The organism is Proteus sp. PR00224, from assembly GCF_016238105.1.
In the GTDB taxonomy this organism is placed as follows: domain Bacteria; phylum Pseudomonadota; class Gammaproteobacteria; order Enterobacterales; family Enterobacteriaceae; genus Proteus.
This window is the reverse complement of the sequence record NZ_JAEHQU010000004.1, coordinates 16529-39463: the sequence shown is the minus strand read 5'-3', so window position 1 is coordinate 39463 and position 22935 is coordinate 16529. Positions and strand designations below refer to the sequence as shown.

Below are 22935 nucleotides of genomic sequence, written 5' to 3'. Positions count from 1 at the left end.
TTAAAGTTGTTCTCTTAAATAATTAAAAGCAGATGGATAAGGCGAAAAATAGCGTTGGTTAATCAAATAGTCATCGGGGTAAATGGTTAACCAATATTGGAGTAAATCATAAGGTTTAGAGAAAGGCACGACACCTTGACGATATAGCAAAATTGTCTGTGATATTTCTTGTTTCTGTTGCGAACTCAGATCTCGCTTAAAGTAACCCGCCATATGCATTAATGCATTAGTTTGTCCTTCTCGACTTGGTGCAACGCTTAATGCCTTCATTAACTTTTGTTGATATTTAGATGCAATTTCATCAAGAGAGATTTCGTCAGAAAGATTAGCGATATAACGCCCTAATTCACGATAAGCTACTTGTGAATAAGCCATAATTAAATATTTATATCGACTATGAAATTTAATCAAAGCCCCTTTACTTAATGATTGATTAACCTGTTGTTGATAATCGCATAGTGTAAAGAATTGAGTAAGAAAGTGATCGAGAACAATAGGCTGCAAAAGTTGCTCAAGACTTAATTGAGGTAAAATAAAACTTGATGGCGAAACAAGTCTGTCCCCTTCTTTTCCGATATAACCATAAATCGGCAACGGATGATCTCTGTTTTGGAGATCTATCCGCATAATGCCTATTTTTTCATCTTTAACGACACGACAAAGTAACGCTAACTTTTCTTGTAATTGGCGATCGCTGTTACTCACAATTTCTGAAGATAGCCCGAGATAATTTTCTTTTCTTTCCATTCTTTTTCTCTCTAACTAAAAAGTATGAGTATTAGTCTGTATAATCTAAACGTAACAAAGTCAAAACACGCTAATTAGGTGTTTAATCAGCATTGACAGACGAGGTTTAGCTGTTATTCTCACCTCTGTTCCCTTAAGGGAACTGTAAGGTAAAACTGTCGTCTAAACGAAAAAGTTCTTATCTGCCTTCTTTTTGTTATTTATTATGACGCAGTTAATGGGCATATATGAATTTTTCTAAATCAAACGTCGAAAAACAAGAAAATGAGATTTATGTTCTTGTTATTGCTAACTGGAATTAATCATCCAGTAAAATAGATTTATTGGTATAAATTCCTTTAAAATAGCATTCATATTCTAAATAATTTGAGATGCAGTTAGACAACAAGTGGAGTAAGTCGCTAGGCATATGCCACAGTATATAACTAGTGCGAATAAATGTAGTCAACAACGCTACAACTTGAAGTATCACGAGTATGTTATTTTTCGATTGAATTAACTCATTAGATTAAAGGTGATCCTTTTGCAAGGCTCTGAATTACAACAATTTATTATTGATAAACTTGAAGATTCTAAAGCTCAAGACATTATTGCATTAGATGTCCGCGGAAAATCAAGTGTAACTGATTACATGATTATTTGTACGGGTACATCAAGCAGACACCTCATGTCTGTTGCAGATAATCTCGTTGATGATTGCCGCGAAGCGGGATTACAACCTTTAGGTGTTGAAGGACAAGGCGTTTCTGACTGGATTGTCGTTGATCTTGGTGAAGCCATGGTACACGTCATGCAAGAAGATAGTCGCCGTATGTACGAACTTGAAAAACTCTGGAGCTGAGTTTGAAATTACAGCTCATTGCCGTTGGTACAAAAATGCCGGACTGGATACAGACCGGCTTTATGGATTATCTTAATCGATTCCCAAAAGACATGCCTTTAGAACTTATCGAGATCCCCGCTGGTAAGCGTGGGAAGAATGCGGATATTAAACGTATTCTCGAAAAAGAAGGTGAACAAATGTTAGCAGCAGTAGGTAAAGGAAATCGTATCGTCACTCTCGATATTCCTGGCGCTCGCTGGGATACGCCAAAACTTGCAGAACAACTTGATCGATGGAAGCTTGATGGTAGAAATGTCAGCTTACTCATTGGTGGCCCCGAAGGATTAGCACCCGCTTGTAAAGCTGCGGCTGAACAAAGCTGGTCTTTATCTCCTTTAACAATGCCACACCCCCTTGTTCGTGTCGTGGTTGCAGAAAGCCTTTATCGAGCATGGAGCATTACCACAAACCATCCTTATCATCGTGAATAATCAATAAATTGGCGGGTCAGTAAGTGAAGTCAAATGGGATGAAAAGAAAAAAACGTACCCCGTTTCGAGATTATACTGCGGAATCAAAGCTATTTATCCGTCGTGTGATTGTCGCATTTTCAGTAATTATTATATTGAGTGGAGTTTTGGTTTTTAACCTCAATCACTTACAGATCGCTCGCCATGATGATTATCAAACACGTTCAAATGATAACCGAATTAAATTAGTACCGATTGCTCCCAGCAGAGGCATTATTTACGACCGCAAAGGTATCCCTCTTGCGCTCAATCGTACTATCTATCAATTAGAAGTTGTGCCTGAGAAGGTAACAAACTTACAAGAAACACTTGAAAGTTTAAGGGATGTCGTTGACTTAACGGACGAAGATATTGCTGCATTTGAAAAAGAGCGCAAGCGCTCACGTCGATTTAGTTCTATTGCCTTAAAAACAACATTAAGCCAAGTACAAGTCGCACGTTTCGCTATCAATCAATACCGTTATCCTGGCTTAGAAATTAAAGGCTATCAACGTCGCTATTATCCTTATGGTTCAGCATTAACGCATGTAATTGGTTATGTCGCAAAAATTAACGATAAGGATGTTGAACGCCTTGATAAAGAAGGTTTATCACCTAACTATGCTGCGACTCATGATATCGGCAAGTTAGGCATCGAACGTTATTATGAGTCTGTTTTGCACGGTACAACAGGCTATGAAGAAGTTGAAGTTAATAGTCGTGGTCGAGTTATTCGCCAGTTACACGAACAACCTCCACAGGCAGGTAAAGATATCTATCTTACCATCGACCTTGAACTGCAAACCTATATTGAAACATTACTCACCACAAGCCGAGCTGCGGTTGTAGTAACCGATCCTCGCAATGGTGAGATTTTAGCGCTTGTATCGAACCCTAGTTATGATCCTAACTTATTTGTTGGTGGGATTTCGAACAGCGAATATCAAGGGTTACTAAATAACCCAGATAGACCGTTGATCAACCGTACAACCCAAGGTCTTTATCCACCTGCATCAACCGTAAAGCCGTTTATGTCTGTTGCTGCATTAAGTGAAGGTGTAATCACAGCCAATACAACAATTCATGATCCCGGGTGGTGGCAACTTCCTGGCTCTGAAAAACGTTATCGAGATTGGAAACGTTGGGGACATGGAAAACTTAATGTTACAAAATCTATCGTAGAATCTGCGGATACCTTCTTCTACCAAGTTGCTTATGATATGGGAATTGATCGTATATCAACTTGGATGGGGCGCTTTGGTTATGGCGAATATACAGGTATTGATCTATCCGAAGAACGCAATGGCATCATGCCAACGCGTGAGTGGAAACAGCAACGTTATAAAAAGCCTTGGTATCAAGGTGACACGATCCCCGTAGGGATTGGGCAAGGTTATTGGACAGCAACGCCAATTCAAATGGCGAAAGCTTTAATGACATTGATTAATGATGGTCAAGTTAAAACCCCTCACCTACTTTACGGTACAAAACTTGGCAATGAAATGTTGCCTTATGTTGATACCGAAACACGCCAAATTGGCGATATCAACTCAGGTTATTGGGAATTAGCAAAACACGGTATGTATGGTGTGGCTAACTTCCCTAATGGTACAGGTCGCCGAAGTTTTGCTGATGCTCCTTATAAAGTAGCAGCAAAATCGGGAACTGCACAGGTGTTTAGTTACGAAACCTACAATGCGAGCCAATTGGCTGAACATCTTCGTGACCACAAACTGATGATTGCCTTTGCGCCTTATGATAAGCCGACCGTAGCCATCTCTATTATCCTAGAAAATGGTGGCGCAGGCCCTTCTGTCGGTGATATTACAAGACAAATTCTTGACCACATTCTCCTTGGTGATAACAACACGGTATTGCCAGCTTCTCCACCAGCACCGCGTGGTTCAGAGGAATAATACTCATGACTGAAAATAATAAGAAAAAATCCTTCTGGACACGGATCCATATCGATCCTCTATTCTTACTTTGTATTATTGCTTTATTAGGATACAGCGCATTTATTATGTGGAGTGCCAGCGGGCAAGATCCAGAAATGATGCAACGTAAGTTAGGACAAATAGCAATGGGATTTATGGTCATGATCATCATGGCACAAATCCCTCCCCGAGTTTATGAAAGTTGGGCGCCTCATCTCTTTTTCTTTTGCGTTATCTTATTGATCCTCGTTGATGTTTTCGGACAAATCAGCAAGGGAGCACAACGCTGGCTCGATTTAGGTATTGTACGTTTTCAGCCCTCAGAAATTGCTAAAATTGCCGTTCCTTTGATGGTGGCGCGATTTATGAATCGAGATGTGTGCCCACCTACGTTACGTAATACCGCCATTGCTCTGGTCATTATTTTTGTTCCAACATTATTAGTTGCAGCTCAGCCCGATTTGGGGACATCCATCCTTGTTGCTGCTTCAGGGCTATTTGTTCTTTTCCTTGCTGGAATGAGCTGGCGTCTTATTACTATCGCAATTGTACTTGTTGCCGCCTTTATCCCCATACTTTGGTTTTTCCTCATGCATGATTACCAGCAAGCACGGGTAATGATGCTTCTGGACCCCGAATCAGACCCGCTTGGCGCAGGATATCATATCATCCAATCTAAAATTGCCATTGGTTCTGGTGGATTACATGGAAAAGGATGGTTACAAGGCACTCAATCTCAATTAGAATTCTTACCAGAGCGCCATACAGACTTTATTTTTGCTGTATTGGCTGAAGAACTCGGATTAATTGGTGTTTTGATACTACTGACTCTCTATGTACTCTTAATCGCGCGAGGCCTTTACCTTGCGACGAAAGCACAAAATACATTTGGTAGAGTAATGATTGGCGGGTTAATGCTAATTTTCTTTGTCTATGTTTTTGTCAACATAGGAATGGTGAGTGGCATCCTTCCTGTTGTGGGGGTTCCGTTACCGCTGATGAGTTATGGAGGCTCCGCCCTTATTGTGTTAATGGCAGGGTTTGGTATCGTGATGTCAATTCATACACACCGAAAACTACTATCGAAAAGTTTATAATGAGGTTTTTATGCGTCTGCAATGGGTTTTGATTGGTATCAGTACATTGCTACTGTCAGGGTGTGTTATTGATAAGCCGAATACCAATAAACAGCCAGCACCATTACCCAATGTGCCAGCTCAACGTGTTCTCGGTGCAGAGCCTCGTTACGAGCCTTATCACCCTACGGCAAATCAAGATTACCGAAAAAATGGGGTGGTTTACCGTATTGTGACTGATCCTGCAAACTTCAGTGAACGAGGAGAAGCGGTTGTCTATGATAGTTTAGCGATGAGTCGTTTAACTACCATTGGTGAGCGCGTAAATCCCTATGAATTTGCCGCTGCGCATCCTACATTACCGATCCCAAGCTATGCGAAAATCACAAACTTGCTCAATGGGCGCACAATGGTTGTACGTATTAACGACCGAGGCCCCTATGTTAATGGAAAACAAATCCAAGTTACGCCAGCGGTTTCTGATAGCTTACGTTTAATGCCGACAACTCCATTGCTTATTGAAGGAATTGTTGTTGACCAAACTGGCCATATGAGTGGTATTGGTACACATGGTGCGCAGATAGAGAAAAAAACAACGGCATTACCTGAGCGTCCTAATTTTAATGCTCAACCAGCAACGCCAGCGCCATTAGCGACATCAACGCCTACCAACAACAATATGCCAGTTGAGCCACCTGCTCCAACGCCAGTTCCAGCCCAAACTACAACGCCAGCGCCAGTTCCAATGCCCGCTCCAGTAGAGACAGAAACAAAAGCGCCAAAACCAGTATTATCCTCAAATTCCATAGCACAAGGCTTTTATGTTCAAGTCGGTGCTCTCAGTAATGAAAATAACGCACAACGTTGGCTAGATGATTTAGCATCATCAGTTAGCACCCAAGGTGTGATCAATAAAACAGATGGATTATATAAAGTGCAACTCGGCCCTTATTCATCTAAGGATCAAGCCGAAGTGATAAAAAGCAAGCTGAAACAAGTTAAAGATATCACTGGGTTTATTATTACCCAATAAAGGATAATTTTACGTAAAATCCTTTTTATATCAGCAAATTCAAGCGTAGAATCGTCTGGATTTGCTGATATTTTATTTATCAGTCCCTATTTTTCCCTGAATTTTCGGATTAAACAAACAGAATGAAACAGATACTCCCAGCAAAATTACTAAGAACAAGCCTATTAAGTGCCACTTTTGCTTTACTCACAGTAAGTCATCAAAGTATTGCGGAAGATTCCCTAAAAACAATGATACCCGCTGTTCCTAGTATCGAAGCCGAATCTTATATTCTTATTGATTATAATTCTGGGAAAGTACTGGCTGAAATGAATGCCGATGTTCGCCGTGATCCTGCAAGTTTAACCAAGATGATGACCAGCTATGTTATCGGTCAATCTATTCGTGCAGGTAAAATCTCTAATAGCGATATCGTACCCATTGGTGAAGAAGCATGGGCAACCGGTAATCCTGTTTTTCGTGGCTCTTCTTTAATGTTCTTAAAACCGGGTGATCAAGTTACAGTTGCACAGTTAACTCGCGGCATTAACTTACAATCAGGTAATGATGCTTGTGTCGCAATGGCCTCTTATGTTGCGGGCAGCCAAGATACGTTTGTGACCATGATGAACGATTACGTTAAACGCCTAGGTTTACAAAATACACAATTCCAAACCGTTCATGGTCTTGATGCCCCAGGACAATACAGCTCGGCTCGCGATATGGCGCTAATTGGTGCGGCATTAATTCGTGATGTACCTGATGAGTATGCTATCTATAAAGAAAAAGAGTACACCTACAACAATATCCGCCAAACTAATCGAAATGGTTTGTTGTGGGATACCAGTTTAAACGTTGATGGTATTAAAACAGGCCATACTGCATCTGCTGGCTATAACCTTGTCGCTTCTGCAACTGAAGGCGATATGCGTTTAATTTCTGCGGTTATGGGTGGTCACTCATCTAAAGGTCGTGATGCCGAAAGTAAAAAATTACTCACTTGGGGTTTCCGTTTCTTTGAAACTGTAAAACCATTGCAAGTGGGTAAAGAGTTCGCTGCTGAGCCTATCTGGTATGGCGAAACAGATAAAGTACAATTAGGGGTAGATAAAGATGTTTATTTAACTATTCCTCGTGGTCGTTTAAAAGATTTAAAAGCAAGCTATGTTCTTGATAATGTAGAATTACATGCACCCGTGACCAAAAACCAAGTTGTGGGAACAATTAATTTCCAACTTGATGGTCAAGTTATTGAACAACGTCCGCTTGTTGTGATGAATGAAGTAAAAGAAGGTGGCTTCTTTAGTCGTATTATCGACTACATCAAATTATTATTCTCACACTGGTTTGGCTAAGGCTTGAAAAAGGTAAATGTGACCACATATAACTATTATCTAGATATTGGCACAAACACATTTACCATTTACCCTAATTACCAGTATCGCATTCCTTATTATTTAAGGAATGCGCTTTTTATTTGCTAAGATTAGGTGTAGACATAAATTATTAAAACAACAGCACCTGTTGTCTTAAGGAATTACATTATGATGAAAACAAAATTAAACGAACTGTTAGAGTTCCCATGTTCTTTCACTTATAAAGTGATGGGTCACGCAAAACCAGAATTAGTGGATCAAGTCGTTGAAGTTATTCAACGCCACGCTCCTGGTGATTACACACCTTCAGTGAAACCAAGTAGCAAAGGTAATTACCACTCTGTTTCTATTACCATCAACGCAACTCATATCGATCAAGTAGAAACGTTATATAAAGAATTAGGTGAACTTGAACTGGTACGTATGGTTCTGTAATCTCTTCTTTTAATAGATAACTTTTTAAAAGCGCCTTTTATCATTAAGGCGCTTTTTCTTATTCTGCATCCCTTCATTTTTCATCCTACCGAGGAAAAAAAACATCTCAATCTGGTAGTTCATTTACTGGAGCGTTATACTGCTCTTCACAATTACGCTACAAATGAAGATTTTCACGGTGCAAGACAAGACAATCATTATTCGCCAATTAGGTGTGAAACCCTATTTACCGGTTTCTGATTCTATGCATCAGTTTACGGAAAAACGGGAAAGTCACACACCTGATGAAATATGGCTCGTTCAACATGAACAGGTTTTTACCCAAGGCCAAGCAGGTAAAGCTGAACACTTATTAAATACGGGGTCTATTCCTGTTATTCAATCTGATCGTGGTGGTCAAGTGACTTATCATGGCCCAGGTCAACAAGTAATGTATGTTTTAATTGATTTAAAACGCAATCATGTAGGTGTTCGTCAATTAGTCACCGCTCTTGAAAACACCGTTATTGATACGCTAGCGGAGTTTAATGTAGAAGCTTATGCTCGTGTTGATGCGCCCGGCGTTTATGTAAAAGGTGATAAAATTTGCTCTTTAGGATTACGCATTCGTAAAGGTTGCTCCTTTCATGGACTTGCGCTCAATATCGATATGGATTTATCCCCTTTTGCACGAATAAATCCTTGTGGTTATTCTGATCTAAAAATGACGCAGTTAATTGATTTTGCACCAAATACGACAACGACACAGGTAGCACCGTTATTAGTTAAGCATTTTTGTACACAACTAGGATTCCAACCACAGCAATAAAAATGCTATAATTTTTTTAACATTTGTCATATTTTTTTAAAACCCTGATTACCTCAGTCACATCGTGTTAATCACTCTAGATAACTGGAACTGGCACAATTATGAGTAAACCTATTCAGATGGAACGCGGAGTTAAATATCGCGACGCCGATAAAATGGCACTTATTCCTGTTAAAACAGTCGCTACAGAACGTGAACAACAGCTACGCAAACCTGATTGGATGAAAATAAAGTTACCCGCTGACTCAAGTAAAATTCAGGGTATCAAAGCAGCAATGCGTAAAAATGGTCTTCATTCCGTCTGTGAAGAAGCCTCTTGTCCTAACCTTGCAGAATGCTTTAACCACGGAACAGCAACCTTTATGATCTTAGGCGCGATCTGTACACGCCGTTGCCCATTCTGCGATGTTGCTCATGGCCGCCCAAATGCCCCCGATCCGCAAGAGCCAGAAAAACTCGCTCAGACGATTAAAGATATGGGGTTACGCTACGTCGTAATTACTTCCGTAGACCGCGATGATTTACGTGATGGCGGTGCTCAACATTTTGCTGATTGTATTGCTGCAATTCGTGCAAAAAATCCAACGATCCGTATTGAAACATTAGTCCCTGACTTCCGTGGTCGTATGGATAAAGCACTTGAGATCCTCACAGACACACCACCTGATGTCTTCAACCATAACTTAGAGAACGTTCCTCGCGTTTATCGTCAAGTACGCCCAGGTGCTAACTATCAATGGTCATTGACATTGTTAGAGCGTTTTAAGCAAGCTCACCCTGATATTCCTACTAAGTCGGGTTTAATGGTCGGCCTTGGGGAAACCAACGAAGAAATTATTGACGTTATGCGTGATCTGCGTAAACATGGGGTAACGATGCTGACATTAGGGCAATATTTACAGCCAAGTCGTCACCATCTTCCTGTTCAACGCTACGTCAGTCCTGATGAGTTTGAATATATGAAAGAGCAAGCACTTGCGATGGGCTTTACCCATGCAGCTTGTGGGCCGTTTGTTCGCTCGTCTTATCATGCTGATCTTCAAGCTCAGGGGATTGAGGTTAAATAACAATTAATCTCTCATGCTTAACATTGCAATTGCTGTATTTATAGGTGGTGGTTTAGGTAGCGTATTGCGCTGGCTGATTAGTTACCGCCTAAATTCTATTTTTCCTCATTTTGCTACAGGCACCTTTATTGCTAACTGTATTGGTGCTTTTATTATTGCCTTTGGTATCGCTTGGTTTAGCAAAGCGCCACATATTGATCCTATTTGGAAAATTATGCTAACTACGGGCTTTTGTGGCGGTCTGACAACATTTTCAACCTTTTCTGTCGAAGTTGTCGCACTCTTAACTGAAGGAAAGATAGGATGGGCATTAAGTACGATGGGTGCTAACTTGGCGGGTTCATTTTTAATGACCGCATTTGCGTTTTGGTTACTACGAGAGATGTAATACTCGGAATGTAAAAAATCGTTAAAAAACAGGTTTTGCTCTAGGTATATAAAAACCCGTTAAAAAACGGGTTTTTACTGTCTCAAAGAAGTCGTTAATTAGATAGCGACAACGTTTGCAGCAGATGGCCCTTTCGCGCCGTCAGTAACTTCAAACTCTACTTTTTGACCTTCAGCAAGGGTTTTAAAGCCTTCTGATGTAATAGCGGAAAAGTGTACAAATACATCTTTGCTGCCATCTTCTGGAGTGATAAAACCAAAACCTTTAGTTTCGTTAAACCACTTAACGTTACCTTTTAATTTAGACATCAAGTTTACCTTTAAAATAGAAAATAAACGCAAGCGTTTTGCGTTGGCTATAGTAAAACAAAAATGATGATTCCCTGTCCACAGTCTAGATCACGAAACTCACATTTTTTTTCTGCCAAATGATTAATATTCAGACAAATCCCATGCCTTAACGTATAGTTCACTTAAGAAACAATACTTAATACTTACAATCTGAACTATTCATCAATTTCTACTTTTTCATAGTGAAGTAGCCAACGCTTAATATCTAATCCACCAGTATAGCCGACCAACTTACCGTTATGACCAATCACTCGGTGGCAAGGAATAATTAAAGAAATTGGATTGCGCGAGTTTGCCATTCCTACCGCTCTGCAATAATTGATCGAACCTAATGTAAGCGCTAATTTTTTATAGCTCCAAATTTCACCATAAGGGATTGTCTGTAATGTCTTCCAAACACGGCTTTGAAATTCAGTTCCTTCAGGCGCTAATGGCACTGAAAACGTCGTGCGTTTACCCGCAAAATACTCTTTTAATTGTTGCATACATTGCTTAATCACGGGGCTTGTGTTTACAGCAACCTCTTTATCATTCACAAAATAGAGACTTGTGATCCCTTTTTCATTTGCAGTGATAGAGATATAGGGTTTCGGAAATCCTTTCGGTGCATCGAGATAGTCTTGGTACATAATGTTTTCTCTGCTGATTTGTCTTTAATAACAAGATTAAATCATGCTTGATTGGTAAAGCAATCATCTAATTACTCGTATATCTAATAAAAATTGATCAATCGAGCGATCTAAAAATAAAATTAATTCACTAACTATTTAATTTTAATGATAATCATTATCAAAAACGAAAATCACCATATATTGTGTGGTTGAAAATAAATAAATCTATATATAGTATTTAAGGACTTCTCATTATGGATGTGAAAACAGACGCATCCATATTTTTATAAGGGTTATTTTTATGTCTGTTATCCTCTATACCAAACCGAATTGCGTTCAATGCAGTGCCACAGAACGCGCTTTAAAACAGAAAAATATTCCGTTTGTTGCAGTTGATCTCACCAAAGATACACAAGCCCTCGCTCACATTGTTTCTATGGGATATCGCCAAGTACCTGTAGTTGTTCACGGTGAACAACATTGGTCGGGTTTCTGCCCTGATAAAATCAGACAGATCACGCTCTAAAGGAGCATCTCATGCAAACTGCACCTTTGATCTATTTTTCAAGTCGTTCTGAAAACTGCCATCGCTTTGTACAAAAGCTCAATTTAAAGGCGACCAGAATTATTGAAGATGAAACCTTGCTTGCAACACAACCTTTTGTGTTGCTTTGCCCAACTTATGGCGGTGGCGGTACTAAAGGTGCAGTGCCTAAAGCGGTTATTCAGTTTTTAAATATTCCTGAAAACCGTCAATTAATACGTGGAGTCATTGCTTCTGGAAATACTAACTTTGGTGCAGCTTACGGATTAGCAGGCGATATTATTGCACAAAAATGCCAAATCCCTTTTTTGTATCGATTTGAATTATTAGGTACGCCAGAAGATGTAAACCGCGTAAAAACAGGTTTAAGCACATTTTGGTCAAGCCTTACTGACCAATGCGTCACGAGATAATTAACATGACACAATCAACAGAACAACTGGATTACCATGCATTGAATGCCATGCTAAATCTCTATGATGAGCAAGGTAATATTCAGTTTGATAAAGACAAATTAGCGACACACCATTTTTTTCGTCAGCATGTAAATCAAAACACAGTATTTTTTCATGATCTAAGAGAAAAATTAGAATTCTTAGTTCAACAACACTATTACGAAGCTCAAGTGTTAGAACAGTATGAATTTGCCTTTATCAAACAGCTATTCAAACATGCTTATAGTAAAAAGTTTCGCTTTCAATCGTTCCTTGGCGCTTTTAAGTATTACACCAGTTACACCTTAAAAACATTTGATGGCGAGCGCTACCTTGAGCGCTATGAAGATCGCGTTTGCATGGTGGCTCTCACGCTTGCACAGGGTGATACTGATCTTGCACTTCATCTTGTTGATGAAATCATTAGTGGCCGTTTTCAACCCGCAACACCGACTTTTTTAAATTGTGGAAAGCAACAGCGTGGTGAATTGGTTTCCTGCTTTCTACTGCGTATAGAAGATAATATGGAGTCTATCGGTCGTTCGGTAAATTCCGCATTACAACTTTCTAAACGTGGTGGTGGCGTTGCATTTTTGCTGACTAATTTACGTGAAGCTGGTGCCCCCATTAAACGTATAGAGAATCAATCTTCTGGCGTTGTTCCTGTTATGAAGATGCTTGAAGATGCTTTTTCCTATGCCAATCAGTTAGGCGCAAGACAAGGAGCTGGTGCTGTTTATCTTCATGCACATCATCCAGATATTTACCATTTTCTTGATACAAAAAGAGAAAATGCGGATGAAAAAGTGCGAATAAAAACCCTCTCTTTAGGCGTTGTTATCCCTGATATCACATTTGAATTAGCGAAACGCAATGAAGATATGTATCTCTTCTCACCTTATGATGTACAGCGTGTTTATGGCGTACCTATGTCAGAGATCAGTATTAGTGAAAAATACAGTGAAATGGTGAATAACGCGCAAATTCGTAAGAAAAAAATTAAAGCGAGAGAGTTTTTCCAAACACTTGCCGAAATTCAATTTGAATCTGGCTATCCTTATATCATGTTTGAAGATGCAGTAAATCGCGCCAATCCTATCGCTGGTAGAATTAACATGAGCAATCTTTGCTCTGAAATCTTACAAGTCAACAGCGCAAGTGAGTATCACCCTGACTTAAGTTATCGCCATATCGGTCATGATATCAGTTGTAACTTAGGTTCTATGAATATTGCTATGGCAATGGACTCACCTAACTTTGCACATACCGTCAGCACTGCAATTAGGGCATTAAGTAATGTCTCTGAAATGACGAAAATTGAGTCCGTTCCTTCTATTGAAAAAGGTAATCTCGCTTCTCATGCCATTGGTTTAGGGCAAATGAATTTACATGGCTACTTAGCCCGTGAAGGAATTTATTATGGCTCTGAGGAAGCGTTAGATTTTACTAATATCTATTTTTATACCGTCACTTACTATGCGTTATTAGCTTCAAATCAATTAGCGATTAAGAAAAAGCAGCACTTTAAAGGCTTTGAAAATTCAAAATACGCAACGGGTGAATATTTTAATAAATATGTATCACAACAGTGGTTGCCTAAAACTCAAAAAGTCCACCAGCTATTTAGCCAATCTAATATTCATATTCCAACACAGGAAGATTGGCAGACTCTCAAGCAATCTATTATGACGCATGGGATCTATAATCAAAACTTACAAGCAATACCACCGACAGGGTCTATTTCCTATATTAACCATTCTACATCAAGTATTCATCCTATTGCCGCGCCAATAGAGATCAGAAAAGAAGGTAAGATTGGGCGAGTTTATTACCCTGCTCCCTTTATGACCAATGAAAACCGTCAATATTATCAAGATGCATATGAAATTGGAGCTGAGAAAATTATCGATACCTATGCCGAAGCTTCACAACATATCGATCAAGGGTTATCACTGACGTTGTTCTTTTCTGATGAAGCCACAACAAGAGATATTAACAAAGCGCAAATTTACGCATGGCGTAAAGGTATTAAAACCTTGTATTACATACGTATTCGACAATCTGCATTAGCAGGTACTGAAATCAAAGGCTGTGTTTCGTGCGCACTTTAATAATAACAATAAGGAGAACATAGCATGTCATCACCTTTATTAAGCCACGTTAATGCGATTAACTGGAATCGCATTGAAGATGAAAAAGATTTAGAAGTTTGGAACCGTTTAACCATGAATTTTTGGTTACCTGAAAAAATTCCACTCTCTAATGATATTCCCTCATGGAACACGCTGACTCAAGCTGAAAAACAACTGACGATCCGTGTTTTCACAGGGTTAACTTTGCTTGATACGATCCAAAACACCGTAGGCGCACCTACTTTAATGCCAGATGCACTCACGCCTCATGAAGAAGCAGTATTATCTAATATCTGTTTTATGGAAGCGGTTCATGCTCGTTCTTACAGTTCGATATTTTCTACACTCTGCTTAACAACCGATGTCGATGAGGCATACCGTTGGAGTGAGGAAAATCCTTACTTACAAAAGAAAGCAGAAATTATTTTGCGTTATTATCAAGATAAAGATCCTTTAAAGAAAAAAATCGCCAGCGTCTTTTTAGAATCCTTTTTATTTTATTCAGGATTCTATTTACCAATGTATTGGTCAAGTCGAGGGAAATTAACCAATACAGCTGATTTAATTCGTCTTATTATTAGGGATGAAGCCGTTCATGGTTATTATATTGGCTATAAATTTCAAAATCAGTTATTAAATAAATCAGAATTAGAAAAACAAGATATTAAAGATTTTGCTTTCTCATTATTATTAGATTTATATGACAATGAAGTGAAATATACCGAAGATCTTTACGACACTGTAGGTTGGACAGAAGACGTCAAAAAATTTCTTCATTATAATGCAAATAAAGCATTAATGAATTTAGGGTATGAAGCTTTATTCCCTGATGAAATAACTGATGTCAGTCCTGCAATTCTTTCTTCATTATCACCAGATGCAAATGAAAATCACGATTTCTTCTCTGGTTCAGGCTCATCTTATGTTATTGGAAAAACCATTAACACTGAAGACGATGATTGGGATTTTTAAGGTTTATTAGCCTAGTTGAAGTTAAGATAAATAACACAATACATTCAATTTAATTATGTATCACATATAAAACATAATACACTGAAAAATATAGACTATTTTTTGGTGTATTTTTATTTGTTCACTAAACAATCTAATTGATTGATTTTTGCCGTTCAATATTGTCAAAAAATCAATTTTTTTCGAATAATTTTAGCTTACATTAAGTAGATAGAGCTTATAATAAGATAACAAACATTAATTTAACTAATGCATTATGATTTTTTTTCATTTAATTTTCATCTCTTTTTCCCTTTTATTTTGATATTGAGTTTTCATTTTTATTGAGATCCTAATCAAAATAACAATATCTCTAAAAATAAAGTTATTTCAGTTAGTTAGAAGATAATATCTCTTTTAATAAATTTTATTTATTTCACTTTATTTAATTATTAATCATATTAAAAATAAAGAAAAAACAGCCAAATTATTTAATTAATTATAATTAACATAGGGTTGTCAGACTCAATCATTGTGGTAGGGTATTTCTCTTACTAAAAATCTTATTTAGGAAAAATAACAACACTTATTTATTAATATTTAATTTATTCCTTTCAATATTTAAATAGGAAACACTATATTGCATGGCAATTAAACTCGAAGTAAAAAATCTCTACAAGGTATTTGGCGAGCACCCTAAACGCGCTTTTGAATTATTAGAATCAGGTATGAATAAAGATCAGATTTTTGATAAAACAGGGCTTACAGTGGGCGTTCAAAATGCAAATCTGGCAATTGAAGAAGGCGAAATATTTGTCATCATGGGGTTATCTGGTTCAGGTAAATCCACTCTAGTCCGCCTTCTCAATCGTCTGATCTCTCCGACAAAGGGAGAGGTGCTTATTGATGGTGAAAATATTGCCACCATGTCAGATAAAGAATTACGACAAGTTCGTCGTAAAAAAATCAGTATGGTGTTTCAGTCATTTGCATTGATGCCTCATATGAATGTGCTTGATAACACTGCATTTGGAATGGATCTCGCGGGGTTAAGCAAAGATGAGCGTTATAAAAAAGCGATGGATGCCTTAGAGCAAGTCAACTTGGGTAGTTACGCAAACTCTTGGCCTGATGAGCTTTCTGGTGGGATGCGTCAACGTATCGGCCTTGCGCGTGCGCTTGCTAATGATCCTGATATTTTGTTAATGGATGAAGCCTTTTCAGCACTCGACCCGTTAATTCGTACTGAAATGCAAGATGAGTTATTAAGCTTACAAGGCGATAAACAGCGAACCATTGTCTTTATCTCTCATGATCTGGATGAAGCGATGCGTATTGGTGACCGAATTGCCATTATGCAAGGTGGCGTTGTTGTCCAAACGGGAACACCAGATGAGATACTCAACAATCCAGCAAACGATTATGTGCGTACGTTTTTCCGTGGTGTTGATATTAGCCACGTATTTAGTGCAAAAGATATAGCCAAACGTCGCCCAGAAACCTTACTGCATGTTGCGCCCGGTTTTGGTCCTCGATCTGCATTAAAAGTACTCGAAGATGAAGATAGAAACTTTGGCTATCTCATTGAACGAGGAAGAAAATTTGTTGGTATTGTTTCAGTCACATCTCTTGAAGAGGCACTCAAGAATAAACAACCTATTGAGTCAGCTATTTTACCTGAGCCTTGTGCCATTAATGGTGATACACCGTTAAACGAGCTGATTTCAACGGTTGCACAATCTCCCTGTGCAATTCCTGTTATTGATGAAAAAAACCGTTATATCGGCTTAATTTCTAAAGGAATGTTACTACAAGCACTGGATAAGGAGACGCCAAATGAGTAATACAACAGATCAAAATACAGTTTTGGATACAAAGATCCAAGAGGCTGCGACAAACGAAACTGCACAAGAGACAACCAATCACGTAAATGATGATCCTTGGGCAACAACAGATACTAGCGCAACAGAAAGCGATCCTTGGAGCAGTGCTGACAGTATATCAACAGATGCCGATCCGTGGGGTGCAGGCAGTGGTACTGACAATATTGACACCTCATCCGCTGGCAGTGATTGGCTAGATGCCGCATCGACGGATGTCGCACCCGATTCTTTCAATCTTATGGATCCGTTTCACAATACGCTGATCCCATTAGATTCATGGGTTACCGATGCGATTGACTGGATTGTGTTGCACTTTCGCCCTGTTTTCCAAGGTATTCGTGTACCAGTTGATTTGGTATTAAGTGGTTTTGAAAATTTCTTAACCTCAATGCCAGCACCTATCGCCATTATTCTGTTTTCTCTGATTGCATGGCAACTTTCAGGCAAAGTCATGGGGGTCGCATCCTTTATCTCATTAATCTTAATTGGTGCGATTGGTGCTTGGTCTGAAGCTATGGTTACCCTTGCATTGGTACTCACTTCATTACTGTTTTGTCTTATTATCGGGCTCCCATTAGGAATATGGTTAGCTAACAGTGATAGAGCATCCAAAATTGTTCGGCCTTTACTGGATGCAATGCAGACAACACCTGCGTTTGTCTACTTAGTGCCTATTGTCATGTTATTTGGTATTGGTAACGTACCCGGCGTTGTGGTCACCATTATTTTTGCCTTACCTCCAATTGTGAGATTGACTATTTTAGGGATCAAACAAGTCCCTGAAGATTTAATTGAAGCGGCACAATCATTTGGTGCAAATCCTCGTCAAATGCTGTTTAAAGTGCAATTGCCACTCGCCATGCCAACGATTATGGCTGGTGTAAACCAAACACTGATGTTAGCGCTTTCAATGGTTGTTATTGCATCAATGATAGCCGTTGGTGGATTAGGTCAAATGGTATTACGCGGTATAGGTCGCCTTGATATGGGACTTGCTGCCGTAGGAGGTGCAGGTATTGTTATCCTCGCCATTATTCTTGACCGATTAACACAATCTTTAGGTCAAAACAGCCGTCATAAAGGCAATCGATGCTGGTATATGACAGGGCCTATCGGTTTAATTTGTCGACTCTTTGGCAAAAAAGCATCGTAATAAATATTTTCACTATTTATTTAAAATCAGTATCAAAAATCAATACAAGAAATAGAGGCGACAGTTCGCTGTCGCTATTTATCTCTTACCATCACAACAGAAGGAAAAACTATGCGTAATCCAGTTATCTGGGCAACAGTATTGTCCGCCACACTGATAAGCACCCAGTTATCCGCTGCTGATTTACCTGGAAAAGGGATTTCGGTTCAACCCGTGCAAAGTACGATTTCTGAAGAAACCTTTCAAACGTTAATCGTCAATAAAGCACTAGAACAATTAGGTTACACTGTTCAGCCAATTAAAGAAGTTGACTATAACGTTGCTTATTCCTCTATCGCCAATGGTGATGCAACTTTTATGGCAGTCAGTTGGGTTCCTCTTCATAATTCACAATATGCAGCGGCGGGAGGTGATAATACCTTTTATCGTAAAGGGGATTATGTCGTTAATGCAGCTCAAGGTTACTTGATTGATAAAAAAACAGCAGAGAAATATAACATTACGAATATTGAGCAATTAAAAGATCCTAAAATTGCCAAATTATTTGATGCCAATGGTGATGGCAAAGCTGATTTAACAGGTTGTAATCCGGGATGGGGTTGTGAAGAAGCGATCAACAACCACTTAAAAGCCTATGGATTAGAAAAATCTGTCACACATAACCAAGGCAATTACGCGGCAATGATGGCAGATACCATTACTCGCTATAAAGAAGGCAAACCCATTTTTTATTACACATGGACGCCTTACTGGATAAGTGATGTATTAAAACCGGGTAAAGATGTTGTTTGGTTACAAGTCCCCTTCTCTTCGTTACCAGGTGATGATAAAACCGATACCACATTAGCAAATGGTAAAAACTACGGCTTTCCACCAAGTACTATGCATATTGCAGCAAATAAAAAATGGGCTGAAGAAAATCCCGCTGCGGCAAAACTCTTTGAAGTGATGAAAGTGTCTGTTGCCGATATTAATGCGCAAAACTTGCGTATGCATAATGGTCAAAAATCACAAGCAGATATTGAACGTCATGCTAATGCATGGATCAAAGCCCATCAAAAAACCTTTGATGGTTGGATTGAACAAGCTCAGGCTGCTGCAAAGTAATCAATAAATAATCTTAAATTAAGATTATCACAAAACAGGTCACATTATTGTGGCCTGTTTTTATTTATAAAAAACTAAAATTACATGTAATTAGGCAAAACGAGTTTATATAAAAATTAAAAGATCTTAATACAACTTTATTATTAAGATTATTCTTTTTATTAATGGCAAAGATATACCTGTCTTTCATTCTCTCATTTATTCAATTATGATTATTCCTTTCTCCAGTTGCCATTTTGGCATTTTCATTTTTATATTTATTATTTTAAATAAGGAATAAACTGTGTCTTACACTAACAAACCAGTACCTGAAGAAATTAAACGTTGGAACTGGGGTGCTTTCATGTTTAATATTATTTGGGGTTTCGGTAATAAATCCTATCTTCCATTATTAGTACTTGTTCCTTTGCTTAATCTTGTTTGGATCTTTGTCTGTGGTATTAAAGGGAATGAATGGGCTTGGAAAAGTGGTGATTACGATTCTGTTGAAACCTTTATGAAAGTGCAAGAAACATGGAACAGAGCGGGCTTTATTTACTTTATTATTAGTATCATTATGGCTGTTCTTTTCTTTATTTTCTTCTTCACTACCATGATGGCAATGATTGCAACTTCTGCATCACACGGTTATTAATTCAATATCTTGAGTATTGAATTCTAAATGACAATAAACCCCATAATATCTATGGGGTTTATTTAAGCGACCAAAGGCCGCAGTTTTTATTTTCAGTAATATTAGAAACGTTTTACCACAGTAAATCGATAATCACGTCCTACACCTGAAACTGATTCACCTAAATAAGGGTAATAATCACGGTTAAATAAATTTGCGACCGTAAAACGAACCTCAGTATTATCTATAAAAGAAGGTTCCCAATTCGCAAATAAACCGTGGATTGCATAACCTTTACTTTTTGGTAATGACCAATAGCCAGCATCAGGATCAGCATCTATTGGCGAGCGGCGTTGAGCGCCAATAAAATCGCCCGTCCATCCCATATTGACATTAATACTTGGTACTTTTACGCCAAGGGTGGCATGTAAAGCGTCAGGCTGGATCTCTGCAATCCATGTTTTTTGACCAAACCACGGATCACGCGGTGATTGGTCACGTTTTCCTTTCATTGTTGAATACGCTAAACGACCGAATACATTAGGGCTATTATAAAAGGCTTCAATTTCCAACCCTTGAATATGGTAACCCGGTAAATTACGGTAATTACCTATTGAAGGCGGACAATTTCCATTATGCCCATCCACTTTTTGGCTTTCACAATAGACACCACGGCGGCGGAAGATTTCGTCTTTGCCACGAGTATCAAACAGTGTTGTTCTTAATTGCAGTTGGTCTTCTTGCTGAATAACACTTTCAAAGTCTGCAATTGCACCAATTCGTGCAGCTCTTACTGTTTCTTTATCTAGGTGGCGACTTGTTCCCGTTAAGCTAGAAACACTTCCTTGAACTTCATACTGCTCATCAATCAATGGCGCTCGCCATGTGTAGGTTAGATCACCAAAGAATCTGAAATTCTGATTCATTTTCCATAATAAACCTAAGTGAGGCGTTGCCCCGCTATAAGTCACATCCGAATAATCATGGCCATAATAGGGATCAGGATCTTGATAAGTGATAGCTCGGCTTCCTTTACCTTGATTTTTAACGATATCGTAGCGAACGCCTGGTGTTATCGTCAGGTTTCTATAACTCATCGAATCTTGAAGATAGAAACTGGTTGTCGTTTGCGTACCTTCTGGCATATAAGGAGGCGCATAATATCCATAGTTATAATTTGGATTCTTAGCTTTATCACGAGTAAACATTAAGACATCACGATCATTACGATGCCAACGTGTTCCCACTAATACTTTATGCTCTAAAGCACCTTGCATAATAGTGCTTTCATTTTTAATTTCAATTTGATGATTTCGATAATCTACCCAACTTTGATTTCCCATGCTGCTGCTAAAATAGGAGCTTGCTGTCTCTGGGCGACTATCGTTTTGCTTAGTTTTTGAATAACCGTAGGTAAGCGTTAAATTAATTAGATCAGAATCAACTGGCTGAATATTCCATTTCACACTGAAGGTGTCATCTTTTTGATCACGATAAACTAATTTACGTTTCATCGCCGCATCAAAGCCATATTTATCCACTTCAGCTTGGCTAGGTTTAGCTAATTCATCCCGTTTAGCCGCCCAAGGTGTCCAACCATCACTTTCTGATCGTGATGCTGATAACGTTAATGTTTGTGCTTCAGTTAAATAGATATTCGTTTTAATTAAAAAAGAATCTTGGTCTGACTGTGAATAGCCAAATTTAGTCCCATCAGGGCGTCGCAGATCATCACTTTCACGGCGGTTGAAATAGAATAATCCGTCAGCTTGACCATCAAGTAATTTGCCATATACCGCACCACTATAACGATTTTGTCTGTCGTTAGTATGATGTCCGTATTTTAAAAACATCCCAATATTCTGATCGGGTAATAATAAGTCATCGGGATCTTTGGTTTCAATTCTCACCGAACCACCAAATCCGCCATTTCCTTGAGTAATATTATGAGGCCCTTTATCAACATCAATACGACGTATTAATTCAGGATCAATAAAAATTGAACCTTGACGATATTTCTCAAAGGTTTTAGGTGTACCATCAAGGGTGATTTTAATATCTTCAGGATTACCCATCCCCCAGATATTTAATGTTTGACCACCTGGTCTGGGTGAACCCGATGATGAAATTCCGGGTAATTTATCCACCAGCTCTGCAATATTATTAGGCTGAATTCTATCGATATCTTTTAATGTCAGAACGGTACTTCCTGCATCAACACTCGAATTGAGCTCACCTGATACATAGATAGGCTCAAGAATAATCTTTTCACTCGATTTTGGTTGTACAGGACTCTCCGACTTTGTGGATGTCGTTATTTCTGGTTTTACACTTTCAGTTGCATAGCTATTTAACGAAGTGAGTGAAGTCAATAATAATGCAATCGCTGATGACGAAAATGAAAATATCCCAATTCCCTGACGATAAGCATCATTTTTTGCTAAGAAATGGATCATAATAGTAGTATCTTTTTGTATGGTTATTAGTTTGATAGATGGTTAGAGCTGTAACTAACAGCGCTAATTATGATAATGATAATAATTATCATTATCTAGTTTTTTTGCATTTATCACTCAATACAGATAACTACTCTATTGATACACTCCTGTTAGATTTAAATCTTACCTAAAATGATATTTTTAATAAATCAAACTAATTTCATTAGTTACTATAAGGTATTTGATATTCCTTATTTCATTCCTCTTATTTCATTCCTCTCATTTAATTCTCTAATTATAATTACGAATATATTACTAAAGAAAATTTAATCATTCTTAAAATAAAAAGAATAAAACAGACACGGAACAGTCTGATAATTACAATTATGCGTATCTTATTTTCCCTTTTTTAAAGCGCTAAATAATTATTAATTCAAGTAAATTTCAGATATTAGTTTTATGTTTAAATCTTAAATAAATTAAACCATTGAAATAAAGATATTCAATGGGATAAAAATCAGCTAATAATAAAATAATAATT

General features: G+C 38.3%; 22 protein-coding genes. 18 read left to right on the top strand and 4 right to left on the bottom strand.

Annotated elements, in window-relative coordinates; all coding sequences use genetic code 11:
• Entirely contained in the window at positions 1-747 is a 747-nt protein-coding gene (locus tag JEP71_RS08785; protein ID WP_198626105.1) for a YbgA family protein, read from the bottom strand.
• Between the two features lie 514 nt (positions 748-1261).
• Between JEP71_RS08785 and rsfS the strand changes: the two genes are divergently transcribed.
• From rsfS to crcB, 10 genes are all read left to right on the top strand, one after another.
• Positions 1262-1588 (top strand): ribosome silencing factor, encoded by a 327-nt coding sequence (gene rsfS, locus JEP71_RS08780; RefSeq protein ID WP_006537732.1) that lies wholly within the window; start codon positions 1262-1264, stop codon positions 1586-1588.
• A gap of 2 nt (positions 1589-1590) precedes the next feature.
• Positions 1591-2061, top strand: a complete 471-nt coding sequence (gene rlmH, locus JEP71_RS08775) for a 23S rRNA (pseudouridine(1915)-N(3))-methyltransferase RlmH (protein WP_004246050.1) — start codon at positions 1591-1593, stop codon at positions 2059-2061.
• A gap of 38 nt (positions 2062-2099) precedes the next feature.
• A complete protein-coding gene (mrdA, locus tag JEP71_RS08770) occupies positions 2100-3995 on the top strand; it encodes a peptidoglycan DD-transpeptidase MrdA (protein ID WP_198620385.1) in 1896 nt (631 codons plus the stop codon).
• A gap of 5 nt (positions 3996-4000) precedes the next feature.
• A complete protein-coding gene (gene mrdB / locus JEP71_RS08765) occupies positions 4001-5113 on the top strand; it encodes a peptidoglycan glycosyltransferase MrdB (protein ID WP_198620384.1) in 1113 nt (370 codons plus the stop codon).
• 10 nt (positions 5114-5123) lie between these two features.
• Positions 5124-6125 carry an endolytic peptidoglycan transglycosylase RlpA gene (gene rlpA / locus JEP71_RS08760; protein ID WP_198620383.1) on the top strand — a complete coding sequence of 334 codons (1002 nt, stop codon included), beginning with the start codon at positions 5124-5126 and terminating at the stop codon, positions 6123-6125.
• Positions 6126-6247: 122 nt separating this feature from the next.
• Complete coding sequence (gene dacA, locus JEP71_RS08755; protein WP_198620382.1) at positions 6248-7459, top strand: D-alanyl-D-alanine carboxypeptidase DacA; 1212 nt, start codon at positions 6248-6250, stop codon at positions 7457-7459.
• A 192-nt stretch (positions 7460-7651) separates the two neighbouring features.
• Positions 7652-7915 (top strand): DUF493 family protein YbeD, encoded by a 264-nt coding sequence (gene ybeD, locus JEP71_RS08750; RefSeq protein ID WP_036912266.1) that lies wholly within the window; start codon positions 7652-7654, stop codon positions 7913-7915.
• Between the two features lie 163 nt (positions 7916-8078).
• Positions 8079-8723: a lipoyl(octanoyl) transferase LipB gene (lipB, locus tag JEP71_RS08745; protein ID WP_109374076.1), complete on the top strand. Its 645-nt coding sequence runs from the start codon at positions 8079-8081 to the stop codon at positions 8721-8723.
• Positions 8724-8824: 101 nt separating this feature from the next.
• On the top strand, positions 8825-9790 hold the full coding sequence (lipA, locus tag JEP71_RS08740) for a lipoyl synthase (protein WP_198626104.1): 966 nt from the start codon (positions 8825-8827) through the stop codon (positions 9788-9790).
• Between the two features lie 13 nt (positions 9791-9803).
• Positions 9804-10178 (top strand): fluoride efflux transporter CrcB, encoded by a 375-nt coding sequence (crcB, locus tag JEP71_RS08735; RefSeq protein ID WP_023581134.1) that lies wholly within the window; start codon positions 9804-9806, stop codon positions 10176-10178.
• A 98-nt stretch (positions 10179-10276) separates the two neighbouring features.
• On the opposite strand, the gene cspE is transcribed toward crcB, so the two are convergent.
• A complete protein-coding gene (gene cspE, locus JEP71_RS08730; RefSeq protein ID WP_023581133.1) occupies positions 10277-10486 on the bottom strand; it encodes a transcription antiterminator/RNA stability regulator CspE in 210 nt (69 codons plus the stop codon).
• Between the two features lie 197 nt (positions 10487-10683).
• Positions 10684-11157, bottom strand: coding sequence for a methylated-DNA--[protein]-cysteine S-methyltransferase (locus JEP71_RS08725; protein ID WP_198626103.1), 474 nt, complete (start codon positions 11155-11157; stop codon positions 10684-10686).
• Positions 11158-11440: 283 nt separating this feature from the next.
• Here JEP71_RS08725 and nrdH point away from each other — a divergent pair, with 283 nt between their 5' ends.
• From nrdH to JEP71_RS08685, 8 genes are all read left to right on the top strand, one after another.
• Positions 11441-11665, top strand: a complete 225-nt coding sequence (gene nrdH / locus JEP71_RS08720; protein ID WP_023581131.1) for a glutaredoxin-like protein NrdH — start codon at positions 11441-11443, stop codon at positions 11663-11665.
• 11 nt (positions 11666-11676) lie between these two features.
• Positions 11677-12096: a class Ib ribonucleoside-diphosphate reductase assembly flavoprotein NrdI gene (gene nrdI, locus JEP71_RS08715; RefSeq protein WP_198620379.1), complete on the top strand. Its 420-nt coding sequence runs from the start codon at positions 11677-11679 to the stop codon at positions 12094-12096.
• A 5-nt stretch (positions 12097-12101) separates the two neighbouring features.
• Positions 12102-14228, top strand: a complete 2127-nt coding sequence (gene nrdE, locus JEP71_RS08710) for a class 1b ribonucleoside-diphosphate reductase subunit alpha (RefSeq protein WP_198620378.1) — start codon at positions 12102-12104, stop codon at positions 14226-14228.
• Positions 14229-14252: 24 nt separating this feature from the next.
• Entirely contained in the window at positions 14253-15221 is a 969-nt protein-coding gene (gene nrdF / locus JEP71_RS08705) for a class 1b ribonucleoside-diphosphate reductase subunit beta (RefSeq protein ID WP_196534186.1), read from the top strand.
• Positions 15222-15844: 623 nt separating this feature from the next.
• Positions 15845-17044 (top strand): glycine betaine/L-proline ABC transporter ATP-binding protein ProV, encoded by a 1200-nt coding sequence (gene proV / locus JEP71_RS08700; protein ID WP_100159403.1) that lies wholly within the window; start codon positions 15845-15847, stop codon positions 17042-17044.
• Positions 17037-18236 carry a glycine betaine/L-proline ABC transporter permease ProW gene (gene proW, locus JEP71_RS08695; RefSeq protein WP_198626102.1) on the top strand — a complete coding sequence of 400 codons (1200 nt, stop codon included), beginning with the start codon at positions 17037-17039 and terminating at the stop codon, positions 18234-18236. Before proV ends, proW begins: the two co-directional genes overlap by 8 nt.
• Positions 18237-18347: 111 nt before the next feature.
• Positions 18348-19343, top strand: coding sequence for a glycine betaine/L-proline ABC transporter substrate-binding protein ProX (gene proX, locus JEP71_RS08690; protein WP_075671542.1), 996 nt, complete (start codon positions 18348-18350; stop codon positions 19341-19343).
• Between the two features lie 283 nt (positions 19344-19626).
• A complete protein-coding gene (locus JEP71_RS08685) occupies positions 19627-19977 on the top strand; it encodes a ribonuclease G (protein ID WP_198620374.1) in 351 nt (116 codons plus the stop codon).
• A gap of 101 nt (positions 19978-20078) precedes the next feature.
• On the opposite strand, the gene JEP71_RS08680 is transcribed toward JEP71_RS08685, so the two are convergent.
• On the bottom strand, positions 20079-22412 hold the full coding sequence (locus JEP71_RS08680) for a TonB-dependent hemoglobin/transferrin/lactoferrin family receptor (RefSeq protein WP_232797567.1): 2334 nt from the start codon (positions 22410-22412) through the stop codon (positions 20079-20081).
• Positions 22413-22935: the final 523 nt, after the last annotated feature.

Excerpts from the sequence above, each read along its gene's own strand:
- proX (WP_075671542.1), top strand. The coding sequence starts at position 18,348 with ATGCGTAATCCAGTTATCTGGGCAACAGTATTGTCCGCCACACTGATA.
- lipB (WP_109374076.1), top strand. The coding sequence starts at position 8,079 with ATGAAGATTTTCACGGTGCAAGACAAGACAATCATTATTCGCCAATTA.
- mrdA (WP_198620385.1), top strand. The coding sequence starts at position 2,100 with ATGAAAAGAAAAAAACGTACCCCGTTTCGAGATTATACTGCGGAATCA.
- rlpA (WP_198620383.1), top strand. The coding sequence starts at position 5,124 with ATGCGTCTGCAATGGGTTTTGATTGGTATCAGTACATTGCTACTGTCA.
- mrdB (WP_198620384.1), top strand. The coding sequence starts at position 4,001 with ATGACTGAAAATAATAAGAAAAAATCCTTCTGGACACGGATCCATATC.
- nrdI (WP_198620379.1), top strand. The coding sequence starts at position 11,677 with ATGCAAACTGCACCTTTGATCTATTTTTCAAGTCGTTCTGAAAACTGC.
- proV (WP_100159403.1), top strand. The coding sequence starts at position 15,845 with ATGGCAATTAAACTCGAAGTAAAAAATCTCTACAAGGTATTTGGCGAG.
- cspE (WP_023581133.1), bottom strand. The coding sequence starts at position 10,486 with ATGTCTAAATTAAAAGGTAACGTTAAGTGGTTTAACGAAACTAAAGGT.
- JEP71_RS08785 (WP_198626105.1), bottom strand. The coding sequence starts at position 747 with ATGGAAAGAAAAGAAAATTATCTCGGGCTATCTTCAGAAATTGTGAGT.
- nrdF (WP_196534186.1), top strand. The coding sequence starts at position 14,253 with ATGTCATCACCTTTATTAAGCCACGTTAATGCGATTAACTGGAATCGC.
- proW (WP_198626102.1), top strand. The coding sequence starts at position 17,037 with ATGAGTAATACAACAGATCAAAATACAGTTTTGGATACAAAGATCCAA.
- dacA (WP_198620382.1), top strand. The coding sequence starts at position 6,248 with ATGAAACAGATACTCCCAGCAAAATTACTAAGAACAAGCCTATTAAGT.
- ybeD (WP_036912266.1), top strand. The coding sequence starts at position 7,652 with ATGAAAACAAAATTAAACGAACTGTTAGAGTTCCCATGTTCTTTCACT.
- JEP71_RS08725 (WP_198626103.1), bottom strand. The coding sequence starts at position 11,157 with ATGTACCAAGACTATCTCGATGCACCGAAAGGATTTCCGAAACCCTAT.
- JEP71_RS08680 (WP_232797567.1), bottom strand. The coding sequence starts at position 22,412 with ATGATCCATTTCTTAGCAAAAAATGATGCTTATCGTCAGGGAATTGGG.
- crcB (WP_023581134.1), top strand. The coding sequence starts at position 9,804 with ATGCTTAACATTGCAATTGCTGTATTTATAGGTGGTGGTTTAGGTAGC.
- lipA (WP_198626104.1), top strand. The coding sequence starts at position 8,825 with ATGAGTAAACCTATTCAGATGGAACGCGGAGTTAAATATCGCGACGCC.
- nrdE (WP_198620378.1), top strand. The coding sequence starts at position 12,102 with ATGACACAATCAACAGAACAACTGGATTACCATGCATTGAATGCCATG.
- nrdH (WP_023581131.1), top strand. The coding sequence starts at position 11,441 with ATGTCTGTTATCCTCTATACCAAACCGAATTGCGTTCAATGCAGTGCC.